Here is a 16369-nt window from a genome sequence, read left to right on the forward strand (position 1 = left end):
CTTTATACTATTATAATATATTATTCGTTTTAGATAAAAAAATAGATATATACAAGTTTGCCTACTCCAAAGATTTACCTAGACATAATTAAACTTATACATATCTAACAAAAGATTTATTTTTAAACTAATTTATTAATATGTAAATATATTAATTTGATATTTCTGTGCTAAATATCCATTGTTTTTCCTTTATATCTCTTCCTTTAACAGTAACATTATTACCATTTACCTCAACATAAACGCCTTTAATATAATCAGTTTCTCTTTTGTAGCCTTTTTCTTCATTTGAATCTGGTATAATGGTGTAATGGACTGCACCTGTATTTACTATAGTAAAAGGTTTATTTAAAACTAAACTATTTTCATTTAAATTGCTATGAGTATGAGAGGCAAACATTATCACTTCCGGATATTGAGATAATATCTGTTTAATTTCTTCACTTTTATTAGTTCCAATCCATGAATTTTCTCCATAATCTAAGTGTTGGTGAAGAAATACAAATATCGGTTTTCCTTTTTTATAATTCTCAGCTAACTTTTCCTTAAACCATTCTAATTGTTCATCAGATATAGAGGCCGTTACTGAATTTATAGTTTCAGAATTACCATCTTCAGACCCTAATGATATAAAATGATATCCATTCACCCATTTATCATGATATACTTTTTCTTCTCCTGAGAATTTCAAATATTTATTTATAAAGCTTTGAACCTGCTCATTAGAATTTGTTTCAATATTATAATCAAAAAATTCATGGTTCCCTATATTTTTTATAATTATTTCTGGTAACAAATCCTTATTTTTATTTAAAGTGTTTTGCATTGAATTATATTGTTCATCTAAGCCCTGATCAACAGCATCACCATTTAATACCAATGCATCCATCTTAGGATTTATAGTGTATAAGTCATTAATAGCTTCTTGAAGGTGATTAATATTTTCATGAACATCTCCTAAAACAGCAAAAGAGAGGTCCGCATTAGATGACGATGTTACTGTTGCAGCATCAAACTTAAATTTAGACTCATTAATATATATGGCATATATTGCTCCTAAAAGAATTACTGTGATTGTAATAATAATTAATTTAAATCTTTTCATTTTAATCACCTCTTACTTTAAAGTTAAGTCTAAAATACTAATTAAATCTATTTTTTTCTAAAAACTTTATAATATTCATATGTACAATTTAAAATTTCAAACTCTAAATAAACATAACATTTACATATTTAATTTAACATTTATTTCCTAAAATGTCTAATACCTAAATTAAGTATATTTTTTAAAAGATTACGTATTTATTTAAATTTACTATGTTAATTTTTTTCTATAAATAAAAAAAATCGTTAATTCTATTTATAAGAATTAACGATTTTATATTTTAATTAAAAACTATATACACTAAATATTAATCTATATCTAAGATGTTTTTAATTTCATTCTTGTATGCATCTGCTTTAGCACCAAATATAGCTTGAATTCCGTTACCAACTTCAACTACACCAGCTGCACCTAAAGCTTTTAATTCATCTTTATTTACGTTAGCTTTATCTTTAACTTCAACTCTTAATCTAGTTATACAAGCATCAACGCTAACTATATTTTCTTCTCCACCTAAAGCTGCTAAAACTGCTGGAGCTTTTTCAACTATTTCATTGTTCTTTCCAGCTTTCTTGTTGCCAGACTTTTCATTTATATCAGCTTGAGGAATACCTGCTTTTTCTTGATAATCAGCTTTTGAATAAAGCTTAACTTCTTCTTCGCTTTCATCTCTACCTGGAGTCTTTAAGTTAAACTTCTTAATTAAGAATAAGAATAAGAAGTAGTAAACTACTGCATAAACTATACCAACTAATATTAATCTTAACCAATGAGTAGGAACTCCTGCTCCTGCTGGTAATAATCCGAATAATGTAAAGTCTATTAATCCACCTGAGAATGTCATACCAATAAATACATTAAGTATATCCATTAACATGAATGATAAACCAGCTAATACACAGTGAACTCCATATAATACTGGTGCAACGAATAAGAATGTAAATTCGATTGGTTCAGTAATACCAGTAAGTAATGCTGTAACTGCAGCTGATGCTAATAATGAACCAACAGCTTTTTTCTTGCTTGGAGCTGCTGTCTTATACATAGCTAAAGCTGCTGCTGGAAGACCAAACATCATGAATGGGAATTTACCAGCCATAAATCTTGTAGTACCTGCAACTACTGTTGACATATCTGCTGTTGAAGCTCCAACTAAGCTACTCATGCTTGATAATTGAGCAAAGTAAGCTGTATTAGCTCCTGCAACTGTTTGCCATGCACCATCTACTAATATTTGTCCTTCAACGAATGAACCATACCAGAATGGTGTATAGAATACGTGGTGTAATCCAAATGGAATTAATGCTCTTTCAATAACTCCATAGAAGAATGTTCCGATAGCACCTGCATTTCTAACTAATTCTGAAAGCACTCCTATACCATTTTGAACTACTGGCCAAATAAATGCTAATAAAGCACCAACTATTGCCATAGCTAAAGAAGTTACTATTGGTACAAATCTTGATCCTGAGAAGAATCCAATAACTTGTGGTAATTGTATTGTATGATATTTATTGTGTAATATTGCTGTAACTATACCTGTGATGATACCACCAAACACTGACATATTTAATGTAAATATACCTAAGTTAGTAGTAACATAAGTACCATATTCACCAACTGCATCTGGAGTAACTACTCCTAATTGAGTTAATCCTAATGCTAACATTGAAGATATAACTTGGTTCATAACTATGAAACCAAATATTGAAGCTAATCCTGCAGTTCCCTTATCTTTTTTAGCAAGTCCAACCGCAACACCTACTGCAAATAGTAAAGGTAGGTTTCCAAATATAATATCCCCTACGTTTTTCATTATTGTTAATATTGCTGTAACTACAGGAATATTAACAAATGCTATTAATGGTTGATATACTGCTGGTGGATTAGATAATCCTGATATACCTAATAAAGCACCACCAACGCCTAGTAAAATCCCTGCAATTGGTAAAGCTGCTATTGGAAGCATGATAGCTTTACCGATTCTTTGTAATTGTTGTAGCATCTTATAATTCCTCCTTAATTTATATAATAAAATAAATTACTACAGTAGTATGTGTTACTTCCAACTTATTATTGCCATATATTTATTTAGTTATGAATAATTTTAAAAATAGTATAAAAAAAAATAAAAAAAGGACCAAAACCTTATAGATATAGCTATATCTATAATATTCTTAGTCCTTGCCTGCATAACCAGTAACACACTACGTATTTAATTATGTAATTATAATATCATATTTAAATTTAAATGTAAATGTTTTTTTAATTTTTTATCATTTTATTTTTTTCTATTAATTTGTTAATTATACTATTTAGTAACTTATATTGATTCAAATCTTTAGTTTGTCTACTCATAAAACCAACTCCTTGTTACTTTATTATTATAAATAATTTATAAATAAAACACTAACCTCATTATAAATTGAATTTTTTTCTTTTAGACAATTACACCTTGTAATCATTTACCAACTGTGAAAATCTTATATTTTCTTGTTCTTTCTATGATTTATAATTTTTAATTATATCAGCATGCTTACTTAATACTATATGCTCCATCCCCCACAATAATTCCAATTCTTATGTTATCTTATTAGTTATGATGTTTTAAAAAAAGTTTAAAATGGTTTTATACTTTATTATTAAATTAATTTTCTCCCATATGTTTAAATCTTCATAAACTTGGATATAAATTAAATGAGGTGATACTTTGGAAAATAACACTAAAAATGCAAGTTCTTTAAGAATAGATTTGTCAATTATTTTATTATTAACATCTTTTCTATTTTTCTTAATTTATTGTACTAGCTTATAATAAAATTTTATAAATACACAAGATAGTATGTAGATTTCAAAAATCTATTCATACTATTTTTTTATTCTACTTTTATATGTAAAATAAATAATAAAATCATCCTTATTATTAAAATTCAATAATATTTTACAAATTCTTAAATATTACTACTTCTTTAGAATTTTAACTGCAGTCATCTCTCTTAGTAATCCTATCGATACCTTAGTATTAATCCCTATTTTACTTATACAAATTTCAAAATGAATTTATTAACATTTTGTTAACATTCATAATTTTTACTGTATATTTATTAATTTTATATCATTATTAAATATTAATTATCAAATTTTTCTATGGATTTTATACGAATTTGATTGTATAATTATTAAAAAAATAATTGATTACAAATTTCGAAAGGATTCGATAAACATGGCTTTAATAGGAATATTAATAATAATTATAGGACTTGCATTAAAATTTAATACTATTGCTGTTGTAATTGCATCTGGATTAGTAACTGGATTAGTTTCTGGTATGAGCTTTTCAGAAATCCTTACCACTTTAGGACAAACCTTTGTTCAAAAAAGAGAAATGTCTTTATTTTTACTGACTCTTCCTATTATAGGAATATGTGAAAGATATGGATTAAAAGAAAAAGCAACAATGCTTATAAAAAATGTAAAGGGCTTATCTACTGGGAAAATTATATCTGGATATTTATTTATTAGAGAAATATCTATTGCAATGGCTGTTAAACTTGGTGGACATCCTCAGTTTGTAAGACCTCTAATTAATCCAATGGCTCAAGGAGCTGCAATTTCAAAATATGGCGAATTAGATGAAGAAGATGAAGACTTAATAAAAGCTCACGCTGCTGCAGCTGATAACTATGGTAACTTCTTTGGACAAAATGTATTTTTAGCAAACTCAGGTGTTCTACTTATAGCAGGTACTCTAGAAACTTTAGGATATAATGTTGACACGTTACAAATTGCTAAAGCCTCAATTCCAATTGCTATAATAGCTTTCATTTTAGGAGTTATTCAAAACTATTATCTAGACAAAAAACTTGCTAAAAAATATAAAAATAGGTAGGTAAACTTTATGGATATTAATACTTTTTCAAATACATTATTGGAAATATTCTATATCATAGTAGGCTTATTCTTCCTACTTACTATGATGTTTACATTAAAAGATAAAAATCATAAAACTAAGTACGGTACTGCTCTTTTTTGGGGAATACTTGGAGTTATATTTATATTAGGTGAAGCACTTCCTTCAATTATAACTGGATTACTTATTGTTGTTATAGGTATATTAGCTGCATTTAATCAAATAAACATTGGAACAATCAAGCAATTAGATACAACTTTTGCAAACTTAAAAGCAAATGAAATAGGAATAAAAATATTTATTCCATCATTGATTATAGCCTTAGTTGCTTTAGTTATTGCCCAATTTACACCAATTTCAGGGGTAACTGCTATTGGTATTGCTGCAATGGTTGCTTTAATCTCAACATTCATAATAACAAAGGCTAAACCTAATGAATTTGTTGAAGATAGTAACAGAACATTTCAATCTGTAGGTGCTACTGCAATATTACCTCAACTTCTAGCTGCTCTTGGAACCTTATTTACTGCTGCTGGTGTTGGCGATATTATATCAAATATGATTTCAAGCGTTATTCCTGAAGGAAACATACTCCTTGGAATAAGTGCTTATTGTATAGGAATGGCTATATTTACAGCAATTATGGGAAATGCCTATGCAGCATTTTCAGTTATAACAGTTGGTATAGGAGTACCTTTTGTATTTGCTCAAGGTGGAAATCCTATAATTGCATCAACATTAGCTATGACTGCTGGTTTCTGCGGCACATTACTAACACCTATGGCTGCAAACTTTAATGTTTTGCCAGTAGCTTTATTAGAAACTAAAGATAAGAATGCTGTTATAAAGGCTCAAGCTGTATTTGCAATTGTATTACTTGCAATTCATATACCACTTATGTACTTCTTAGCATTTTAACTTTTAAAAGGAGGCTTTTTAAATGAAAATATTAATTACAGGGTTTGACCCATTTGGTGGAGAAAATATAAATCCAGCATTAGAAGCTGTAAAAAAATTACCTGATACCATTTTAGATAATGAAATAATAAAATTAGAAATTCCAACTGTATTTAGAAAATCTCTAGAAACAATTGAAGAAAATATAATAAAACATAATCCTGATGTTGTTATATCCGTTGGACAAGCTGGTGGAAGATTTGGAGTTACTCCTGAAAGAGTTGCAATTAATATAGATGATGCAAGAATAAAAGATAATGAAGGTAATCAGCCAATTGATATATCTATTTTTGAAGACGGTGAAGCTGCTTACTTCTCAAACCTTCCTATAAAGTCAATGGTTAAAGAAATGGTGGACAATGGGATACCAGCTTCTGTATCTAATACAGCTGGAACTTTTGTATGCAATCATGTTATGTATGGGATATTATATTTAATTGATAAAAAGTATCCAAATATAAGAGGTGGATTTATACACGTTCCTTATATTCCAGCTCAAGTAACTACAAAGCCTAATATGCCATCCATGTCTATTGAAGATATATCTAAAGGATTAGAATTTAGTATCAAAGCTATCATAGAAAATTCATCAGATATAAAAGCTGTAGGCGGAGCTATTTGCTAATGAGTAAAAAACTAAATATCTTCGTATATGGTAGTTTAAGAGAAGGCTTTTTTAACTATGATCTTTATTTAAAAGGAAAGATAAATTCTATAAGACCTGCTGAAATAAGCGGCTTTGAATTATATCATATGCCTTACAAGGGATATCCTGCCGTATTACCTGGAAAAAGCACTATAGTAGGTGAAGTTGTTGAGCTTATAAATTATGATTCAACACTTAAACCTATGGATGAGATGGAAGGCTTCTTAGGTGAAGGAAATCCAAATAATGAATACTCAAGAAAAGTTGTAAAAGTTAAATTAACTGATGATGAAAGCTTTGAAGATTGTTACTCTTATTTCTATAATAAGGATATAGATACAAAATTCCAAGATGAAGCTATTTATATTGAAAATGGTGATTGGAAGGAATACATGCTTAAGGAAATAAAAGAATTAAAAAGTGAAAAAGTAAAAGAATTTATATAAAAAACTCAGCTATATGCTGAGTTTTTTTTATTCTTCTTTATAAGTTTTTTACGAATTCGTTGCATTCTTTTCTATTTTTAAATATGTATATCTGCTTGTCTTTTTCTTCTTGAAGAATATTGTAAAACTTATCTCTATGTTCCTTATTAAAATTCCATATCCACTTTAAAAATTCTAAATCAAATCTTTCAGGGCACCCATCTGCCATATCTGGACGAACTTTACCGTAACTAGATAAAACTCTTTTAATAACACCAAATAGACAAGTTATTCTTGAATAATCTAAATAGATTACAGTGTCACACATTCTTAATCTTTCCTTTATTGTTCTATCATAGTTGCCCTCTATTATCCATTTATCTTTTTTTAATTCTTCTTTAAGTAACGTATTAAACTCTTCCCTTGATATATTTACCCATCCTTCTTTCCAAAATATCTTATCAAGATGAACAACTGGTAAATTAATTTTCTTAGATAAGTTTCTAGCTAATGTAGATTTACCACTTCCCCCACATCCAATAATTATAACTTTATCCATATCTATTTATCTCCTGCGTATATTATAATATATTTATTTTGTATTCTCATTTTCTTCTATGCTGTTATCCATTACTTCTTTTAATTCCTCAATACTTCTAACATGATTGCCACAGTTATTTCCAAAATAAATTCCCTTCTTAATTGGTGCAATTAAATAACCAGCTACAACTCCTCCTAGAAAGCATGTTAAACATAATAATGTCTTTTCTTTATTTTTCATATAATTCCCCACCATCCTTTTATACACTAATATATTATTTTTCTATAATATATTTATATAATTATATCACGCAAATATACATTTTTATCCATATAATTTTGTGTTGTTAGCACTTTTATAATATAGCAAAAACTGATTTAACTATAAAAATTGAATGGAGCTGTCGCAAAAATACATTTAATATAAAATAGTTAGTATGCGCCAGCTCCACTTTATTTACTTCTTCTCAACAGGTATCCATATTTCACAAAAACAATTTGTATTATTCTCTTCTTTGTAAAATTCAAAATCAATATCATCTAACATGGTATATTCTGAACTTGGCAAAAATTCATTAAATATTCTATTCCACGTTTCACCTATACATTCTCCATTTTCACCTATACATTTAAAAACTCCCCACAATGTCGGTTCTACACTCCATACTGCAAATCCTTCTGGAATATTACCACCATCATATTTCATAGCAATTCCATAACCAAAATATTCACTTTCTTTAGATATAGGCTTACATACACCATAAATATCATGCTTTGATGTATTACTCTTTAATACATCAAACACTCCATTATTAGAACATTCATTCCAGAAATTAGGTATATCTTCGTTATCATCTTCTGAAATTGACTCAACTTTAAATTCTTTTACTTTTGCTAATAGTTTAAAACTTTCTTTTTTTACAATCTTATAATCCATTACTGTTCCACCTTCCAATGAAATTTTTATTACAAGGCGATTAAAAGATTTTAATTCCATTCCAGAACGTCTAGCTATATTGGGTGTTACTCCATGAAATCTCATAAATGCTTTTGAAAAACTCTCTGGAGAGTCATATCCATACTTTAATGAAATATCTAAAACTTTAGCATCTGACATTGAAATTTCTTGTCCAGCCATAGATAACTTACGCTTTCTTATATATTCGTTAGCTGTTATTCCTGTAATCATGCTAAATAACCTATGAAAATGATAGTTTGACATATAAACATGCCTTGCTACATCTTCATAATTAATATCTTCTAAAATATAATTTTCCATATAATCAATAGCTTTTTGAATACTTTGAATGCAATCCATCTTTTTCTCACCTCTTATTTTCATTGTAAGGTATTGAAATTTATAATTCCTAGTTATGCTTGCTCAATTTTGTCCACCTAATATTTTTCATATAGCATACTATATCAACTAAAAATTTCTCTTATAATCTGTGGATATCATAATTGGCTCATCTATTTATTCATTTCAGCAACAAAACTAATACTTTTTGCAGTCATTTCAACCCATGCTGGTCTAAAACCACTCTTCATTGCATTCCTAACAGATTTAATATTAGACCAAGCTGCACAATAGAAAGGAACTTTATCTCTTTTGATTACTTCTAGCGCCAATTTACTAGTCAACGCAGATGCAATTCCTTTCCTACGATAATCAGGTAATACATCTATACCAATTTGCCACATTGTATCGCAATCAGCAGAACATCCTGCTAACCCAACTAACTTATCTCCATCATAAGCTCCTACTCCTAGAATATCTAAGTGCTTACGCTTTTTGCATAAAGCATTGCTCCACTCTGCTGTATATAAGTTTTGAAAATCATTTTGATTTAAAATCTTCATTTCATAATCACATTTTAAATTCTTAATTTCATTCATATCAGGTAAAAAATATTCTGCCATAAAACATATTTGCATTCCTCTTTTATATAGTTCATCATTAAGGACATACATATTAGGAGTTTCAAAACAATGTTCAATAGGAAATCTATTAATATAGCTTTCTACAATTTCAGCAATTTCCGAATCTACTGATGCCACAATATTATTTCCATAAGAAACTAAATTACAATAAAAAGGTAAATCCAAATATTTTCTAGCATCTTCATTTACAGATGATATAACAACTTTATTTTCACTTTTACAAAAATCCTCTGGTTCACAATTTTCATCTATAGCTGACTGTTGCATTGCTATAGCTAATAACTCTTTATTTGTCATTTTTGTTTTCTCCTTCAAAATATTGATTATATAGATACTTGTTCTTTATAGTAATTCTTTATTAATGAAGCATATTATTCTTCATTACATATCCATACTAATTTAAAATTATCTGAATTATAACATAATGAACCTTAACTTACAATAAAAGGAATATCCCTAAAATATGTTCTTCCTTAAAATACCATTTACTAATTATTAAAAGAAAAAGTGCCTTCTATCAGGCACTTTTTAATATTCTATATTTTAACTTTAATTTATAGGAACACAAATTTCACATTTATGATTCTTCAGCATTTTATAAGCATATCTTTCAATTATAGGTCTTGAAATATCTATTTGATAACCTCGATTAAACAATACAGAAAATATTTCATTCCATGCTCTTTGGACTGCTTCTACTTTATGATCTATAGTACAAACAGCATATTTGCCCCCACTTGTTTTTCCCATTTTTATATGCTCATCATTTATTTTAATATCATCTAAAATTTCTAACCATGTATTATATCTGCACTTTTCCGATTTAGTTTCTTCAGGGTTGTCCTGTGTAATCCAAGAACTATGGCCTCGTCATCAAGTAAATTTTCATTTCTAGCAAAGTTTTTATTTCCTCCATTACTTGCATATTATCTTCTCCATAAGGCCCAACTTGCCTTATATACGCAATACTATAAGATGGTAAAATTTCAAACTTCATTTCCATAAAATCACTTACCTCTCTAAAATATGACCGGTCTACAATCAATGTAACATACTTTAAAATGGAAATCAAAGCAACTTTTAAAATTGTTTTTATCCAATTCTCTTTTCTTCTAATTTCTTTGCTTTTTTATATGCATTACTAAGAAACTCTTGCATTGATAGATACTCATATCCCCAATTCATAGGCTCTAAAGTAGTTGCGCCCTTATAACCACTTCCTTCTATTTCCCCCATAACTCTCTCCCAATTTATATTCCCATCAAACGGTAGCTGATGTTGACCTCTAACTCCTCCATTATCATGAAGATGCATTGCCATTAAACGTTTTCCATATTTACCTAACAAATCTCTTTCACTATAATAATTTTCATGATGGCAACTATCATAACAGAATCCTATTTTATTGGAATCAATAGGATCTAGTACACGAGTCACGTTATCAATATTCCTCAAGTTTTCCATAGCAACATTAATGTTAAGTTTCTCTGCCTTTTCCACTATTCTTTTAATTCTTTCCATTCCTAATTCATTAATTGGATATTTATCGTCAGGCAAGTGTACTACCATAGTTGGTATATCAAATTCTGCACAATCTTTAATGCATTGTAAATAACACTTAATTAGCCCTTCTCCATCCAAATTATCAAGTGAAAGCTTATTTTGTTCTTGCACAGGCGTATGAATATTTTCTATAATCAATCCTGCATTTCTAGCATACTGCACACCATCTCGATAATCAGCTCCACGTCCAAATCCATTACTCCACCATAGTAACACGCCATCAAAACCTGCTGCTTTTATTAGTTTGTATCTATCCTCAATTGGAACTTCATATCCAAACCAATCATATATACTTATCATCACTATTATCCCCCACTAACTCAAAATCTCAATATACATTGTTTATAAATACACTGTATACTTTTTTATTTTTATCTTATCATCCTCACCTTAATCTTGCAATAAATGGAATTTGCGTTTTTGATTTAATTCTAGTATGTTATAATTAATCTAAATAACATTGGAGATGATTTAATGGAAAATAAAATAGATAAACTATCTCAAATACTTAAGGAAAGTAATAATATAGTTTTCTTTGGAGGAGCTGGGGTGAGCACTGAATCAGGAATCCCCGACTTCAGAAGTTCTAACGGTCTTTTTAATGAAAAGCTTAATATAACTTTTACTCCTGAACAATTAGTTTCTCATAGCTTTTATATCAGATATCCTGAAGAGTTTTTTAACTTTTATAAAGCAAAGCTAATTTATCCTGAAGCTAAGCCTAATAAAGCTCATATTGCATTAGCTAAGCTTGAAGAAATGGGGAAATTAAAAGCAGTTATAACTCAAAATATAGATGGACTTCATCAAGCTGCTGGAAGCAAGAATGTTTTTGAATTACATGGGTCTGTTTTAAGAAATTACTGTAGTAGTTGTAATGCATTTTATGATGAAAAGTTTATACTAGAATCTACAGGTGTGCCTATTTGTACTAAATGTGGTGGAAGAGTTAAGCCTGATGTGGTTTTATATGAAGAAGGCTTAGATGATAATGTAATTAGAGGTTCGATTAAAGCAATTTCTGAAGCAGATACTTTAATCATAGGTGGAACTTCTCTTGTTGTTTATCCTGCTGCTGGACTTATAGATTACTTTAGAGGTAAAAATCTTGTTTTAATTAATAAAACCTCTACTTCTGCTGACAGAAAAGCTAATTTAGTTATTAATGATTCTATTGGTGAGGTATTGAATAAAGTTATTAATAATATATTTTAAAATAATTCTATCGTAGAAATATATTTTGTTTAGAATTTTATTTATTCAATTTTAAGTAAGATTTATTGCCTTAGAACAGTTAATTTCTTATTATTCTAAAGGGGCTCGCGTTTCGCGAGCCCCTTTTAAAGCATTGATTTTCCTTGCTTATAGGAATTTTTTTAGTTCAAATATAAATTTTTATCTAATATTTAAATATACATAAAGATGAATTTTTTTAGAAATTTTTAACCTGCAAAAGCAACATAAGATTAATATTTATTTTTTATACTTTTTATATAAATTTATATTTTACTGAATCATCTTAGGTTAGTATAAAAGTTATTTCCCTACAACTTCACAATTTAAATACTATCATTTGATATAATATGTCATTTTTTAACCTAAAGTAACTCTTTTTTCTTACAATGAATATACTAAATTATATTTAGCTTAAAAACACACTTAGAAGGGAGCTTATCTATGGCAAATATTATTACAAATCAGGCCACAATTAATTATAATAATACTACTTCAAGCAGTTATCCTGTTACAACTTATGTAGAACCATTATTAGCCGTAACTAAAAAAGCATATACTGTGCAAGATGGAGTAATTAAAGATACAGGAACCGTAGGAAAAGATCGTACAGTTATATATGACATTTTATTAGTAAATCATAGCTCAACTGATTTTACCAATCTAGTTATTCAAGATAAAGTAACGCTAGATGATGTATCATATGTAGATCAATCTTTTACTTATGATACTGAAAATTCAACTTATCCAAATGAAGCAACTGGAATCAACGAAATTAAAATAACAGTTCCATCTTTGGCAGCTGAATCAACACTTGAACTTCATTATGCATTAATTTTTAATAATGATATTCCAATTGGGACTCTTTTATCTAATAAAGCTCTAGTAAATTATGCAGAAGATCCAAGCCAAGCAGGTACAGAATCTAATCCAGTTGATATAACTTTATATTATACTGAGACTACTGTGACAGCAACCAAAACAGGCCCTGATTCAATTTTGTGTGGACAAACTTATTCTTATAATCTAGAATTTGAAAATACTGGTGATCAAGTTGCGACAGATGTAAGCATTGTTGATAATTTACCTGATAACTTTACTCCTGATTTATCTAAGATAGTTATTATAAATGATGGTACACAACTTACCACAGATCAATATAATGCTGAATATGACTCTAATACCCATACATTAACTATTTCAGAAAAAGATGAGTCAGGAACATTGACTACTAACCTTAGTATTAAACCTGGAAAGAAGTTAACTGCAACAATAACCGGAAGTCATAATTGCACAATTTAATTTAAAGGAGGTAGTATTTTGAAAGAAAAATCTATATTAACTAATCAAGCTTATATAAATTATAAAATTTATAATAAAAAAACATCTTCATATAAAGAATACAATATTCCTACTAATGATGTTAAAACAATAGTTTATCCCTTAAATATTAATCTTGATAGTTGTTACAAATGCTGCCTCCAAAACATATGCTGTTGCTGTCAATATTGTAACATCTATAAACTTTTTAATAATAATAATTTCCCTTTATATGATGTAAAAATAAAAATATTTATACCTCGTAATTCTAAGTATTTATATAATAGCTTTTGTATTGATAAAAAGAAAACCCTTATTTCAAATGAATTAACTTGTTTTATACCTTATATAAATCTTAATTCTAGTTTAAGATTTTCATTTATAACTTTGATGAAACAAAGCTTTATACCTCCTAAAGTAATCTCTTTCATCGAAGTAGATTTTCATTGCTTTGATCCTTGCGGCAATTATATCAAAAGAACAATTCATTCAGCTATTTTTACTTAAAGATATATAAATTTTAAATTACTTTCTAAAGTATCATAGTAAAAATTATATAAATTATTTACATTTATAGGATGGTGTAACAATGAATTTAATAGTTTATGTTTTTAATGATGTAAATAAATCTGGTACATTCGAATCCACAGATATTGGATTATCAGGTATATATGTAACACTTAAATCTAGCGATGGAACTTGCATATCTCAACAAACTAATGAAACTGGATATACTACATTTAGCAACTTAGAATATGGAAACAAATATACAATTTATGAGACATGTGAAAATATAAGTGGTAATTACTCTAAAGAATATTTTAATTCTTTCATAGCTCAGCAACCTAAATTAACTAATGACATTTGGTATTCAACTACTTCTACTACCCCAAGAAAATTTATTTTTACCGCTAATTATAATGCAAGTATGACTGTATATTTTGGCCATAGCATATATAAAAAAGTCAGATGTCATTGCAAGGGATTTCTAGTAACTAACCCTAATAATACTACTTATTCTGAACTTATTGAATTAGATATTCATAATGGTAAAAATCAAGCAGTTGCAAAGTACCCTGAAAGATTGAATGCTTTAGGCTATAATATTAAAGAAAATATACTCTATTCAATGACTTCACCTTCTGCTACTATGCCTGCTACAGGATTATATAGAATAGATGGTGATTATAATATAAGTAAAATTAATACAATTATAAACAGTACTACTAATAATTCATGGGCACCAGTAAGTATGAGTATTGGGTCATTTGATAATAATGGAATATATTATATCGCATTTATTAACGCTCCTAGCATCTCATCTAGGTACTTTTATACAATTAATCTAAATCCAACAAGTCTAAATTATTTGTATATAAATTCAATGAAAATGCTCAATTTTGGTTCATCTTCTTATACTAATGGAAGTTATACAATAGCAGATTGGGTATTTAATAATACAACTAAAAAGTTATATTCTTATGTTGATAAAGATTTAAATTCTTATGCAGATATTGATAAAATTATAGAAATCGATGTAAACCTAGCAAATAATACACTAACTGGTAATTTATTAGAAACAGATATTACTGCAATAACAGATTATTCTTCTCAAGACTCTAGAACAATGGCAAAAATATATGGTTATGATACAGGCTTTATTTATTTATCTTCTGGCACAGGAAAAGTATATGAAGTAAATCTTAATGATACAGATATCAAAACTCTAGTTCTAATATCAACAATAACTCCTATTCCAACAAATGGAGATGGTGCAAATTGTTCCGAAGCAGAATGTTCATATGATTATGGAAATGCTCCAGAGACATCTGAATTAAATACAGCTTCCTATAAATCCTATGAGTCCAGTAATGGTCCAAAGCATGCTATTTCTAAAGATATTTACATCGGAAATATTGTGTACTCTGAACCAGATGCCATTATTGGAGCAACAGTTATTGATAATGATGGTATATCTTATCCTCTACCATATATAAATAACTCTTCAACTAAATATGCAATAGATGTAAAATGCTATAATAACACTCTTTACCCAGCCAAATTATACGCTTGGCTAGATTTTAATACTGATGGTATATTTAGCCTAAGTGAAGCCTCTGTATATGACGTACCTAGCAGTTCAACTCCACAAATAGTTTCTGTTGAATTTACAAGGCCTACTGGATATTCTACTATCTATGACAACACATATATACGCTTACGCTTAACTACTGAAGAATTATCTCTTCCGAAAAATATACAAAGGGATGATGAAGATCCAAGATCATTAACTACTTACACCCCTGCCATTGACGGAGAAGTTGAGGACTATTTTTTAACAACAGCAGTTGTCCCTTATATTAATTTTAAGAAGTCAGCCGATAAAGAATCCGTTTTTCCTGGTGACTTATTAACCTATACTATCACACTAGCCAATAATAGTAATACCTCTGCAGACAATGTTATATTTAAAGATGTTATATCCGATAAACTTGAATTTCAATCTGGCAGTTATATTAATGGTGAAGAAGAGCCTATATATTTTTCTGAAAATGAATTAACAAAAGGAATAAACATAGGCACCTTGAATCCATTAAATGGTACAGCTATTATTACAATTATTACAAAGGTTAAATAAATTAGATTTCCTACTTCAAATTCAAAAATATAATATCAGTTCTTAGTAAGATATTCTCTTTAATAATATAAGAGACTATAGTAAGTCAAAT

16 protein-coding genes are annotated in these 16369 nt (G+C 28.3%); 7 read left to right on the plus strand and 9 right to left on the minus strand.

Going from position 1 to position 16369, the window contains the following annotated elements; genetic code table 11:
• Window positions 1-151 precede the first annotated feature (151 nt).
• Window positions 152-1105, minus strand: coding sequence for a metallophosphoesterase (locus I2E83_RS11955; RefSeq protein ID WP_195266106.1), 954 nt, complete (start codon window positions 1103-1105; stop codon window positions 152-154).
• 307 nt (window positions 1106-1412) lie between these two features.
• The gene (locus I2E83_RS11960; protein WP_195266108.1) at window positions 1413-3110 is read right to left on the minus strand and encodes a PTS transporter subunit EIIC; all 1698 of its coding nucleotides are present in this window, start codon (window positions 3108-3110) and stop codon (window positions 1413-1415) included.
• A 1218-nt stretch (window positions 3111-4328) separates the two neighbouring features.
• Between I2E83_RS11960 and I2E83_RS11965 the strand changes: the two genes are divergently transcribed.
• Genes I2E83_RS11965 through I2E83_RS11980 form a run of 4 tightly spaced genes read left to right on the plus strand, consistent with a single transcriptional unit; the run spans window position 4329 to window position 7064 of the window.
• Window positions 4329-4994 (plus strand): DUF969 domain-containing protein, encoded by a 666-nt coding sequence (locus tag I2E83_RS11965; protein WP_195429975.1) that lies wholly within the window; start codon window positions 4329-4331, stop codon window positions 4992-4994.
• Between the two features lie 9 nt (window positions 4995-5003).
• Complete coding sequence (locus tag I2E83_RS11970) at window positions 5004-5933, plus strand: DUF979 domain-containing protein (RefSeq protein WP_195429977.1); 930 nt, start codon at window positions 5004-5006, stop codon at window positions 5931-5933.
• A 22-nt stretch (window positions 5934-5955) separates the two neighbouring features.
• Entirely contained in the window at window positions 5956-6597 is a 642-nt protein-coding gene (gene pcp / locus I2E83_RS11975; RefSeq protein ID WP_195429978.1) for a pyroglutamyl-peptidase I, read from the plus strand.
• Window positions 6597-7064 carry a gamma-glutamylcyclotransferase family protein gene (locus tag I2E83_RS11980; RefSeq protein WP_195266116.1) on the plus strand — a complete coding sequence of 156 codons (468 nt, stop codon included), beginning with the start codon at window positions 6597-6599 and terminating at the stop codon, window positions 7062-7064. The genes pcp and I2E83_RS11980 overlap by 1 nt, the downstream gene beginning before the upstream one ends.
• A 37-nt stretch (window positions 7065-7101) precedes the next feature.
• Here I2E83_RS11980 and I2E83_RS11985 read toward each other — a convergent pair whose 3' ends face one another.
• The 7 genes from I2E83_RS11985 to I2E83_RS12010 all read right to left on the minus strand — a co-directional run bounded on the left by I2E83_RS11985 (window position 7102) and on the right by I2E83_RS12010 (window position 11387).
• Window positions 7102-7602 (minus strand): DNA topology modulation protein, encoded by a 501-nt coding sequence (locus I2E83_RS11985; RefSeq protein WP_195429980.1) that lies wholly within the window; start codon window positions 7600-7602, stop codon window positions 7102-7104.
• Between the two features lie 33 nt (window positions 7603-7635).
• On the minus strand, window positions 7636-7824 hold the full coding sequence (locus tag I2E83_RS11990) for a hypothetical protein (protein ID WP_195266120.1): 189 nt from the start codon (window positions 7822-7824) through the stop codon (window positions 7636-7638).
• A 216-nt stretch (window positions 7825-8040) separates the two neighbouring features.
• Entirely contained in the window at window positions 8041-8901 is an 861-nt protein-coding gene (locus I2E83_RS11995) for an AraC family transcriptional regulator (protein ID WP_195429982.1), read from the minus strand.
• A gap of 152 nt (window positions 8902-9053) precedes the next feature.
• Window positions 9054-9821 carry a GNAT family N-acetyltransferase gene (locus I2E83_RS12000; RefSeq protein WP_195429984.1) on the minus strand — a complete coding sequence of 256 codons (768 nt, stop codon included), beginning with the start codon at window positions 9819-9821 and terminating at the stop codon, window positions 9054-9056.
• A 252-nt stretch (window positions 9822-10073) separates the two neighbouring features.
• Window positions 10074-10376, minus strand: a complete 303-nt coding sequence (locus I2E83_RS12005) for a GyrI-like domain-containing protein (protein ID WP_347708063.1) — start codon at window positions 10374-10376, stop codon at window positions 10074-10076.
• A gap of 7 nt (window positions 10377-10383) precedes the next feature.
• The gene (locus I2E83_RS18250; RefSeq protein ID WP_347708062.1) at window positions 10384-10527 is read right to left on the minus strand and encodes a hypothetical protein; all 144 of its coding nucleotides are present in this window, start codon (window positions 10525-10527) and stop codon (window positions 10384-10386) included.
• Between the two features lie 89 nt (window positions 10528-10616).
• Window positions 10617-11387, minus strand: a complete 771-nt coding sequence (locus I2E83_RS12010) for a sugar phosphate isomerase/epimerase family protein (RefSeq protein WP_195430016.1) — start codon at window positions 11385-11387, stop codon at window positions 10617-10619.
• A 174-nt stretch (window positions 11388-11561) separates the two neighbouring features.
• Between I2E83_RS12010 and I2E83_RS12015 the strand changes: the two genes are divergently transcribed.
• From I2E83_RS12015 to I2E83_RS12025, 3 genes are all read left to right on the plus strand, one after another.
• Window positions 11562-12302, plus strand: coding sequence for an NAD-dependent protein deacylase (locus I2E83_RS12015; RefSeq protein WP_195429986.1), 741 nt, complete (start codon window positions 11562-11564; stop codon window positions 12300-12302).
• Between the two features lie 462 nt (window positions 12303-12764).
• Entirely contained in the window at window positions 12765-13622 is an 858-nt protein-coding gene (locus I2E83_RS12020; RefSeq protein ID WP_195429988.1) for a DUF11 domain-containing protein, read from the plus strand.
• Between the two features lie 607 nt (window positions 13623-14229).
• Window positions 14230-16278: a GEVED domain-containing protein gene (locus tag I2E83_RS12025; protein ID WP_195429990.1), complete on the plus strand. Its 2049-nt coding sequence runs from the start codon at window positions 14230-14232 to the stop codon at window positions 16276-16278.
• Window positions 16279-16369 lie beyond the last annotated feature (91 nt).

Origin of the sequence: Clostridium sp. D46t1_190503_E9, assembly GCF_015555225.1 — a bacterium.
Classification (GTDB): Bacteria; Bacillota; Clostridia; order Clostridiales; family Clostridiaceae; genus Clostridium.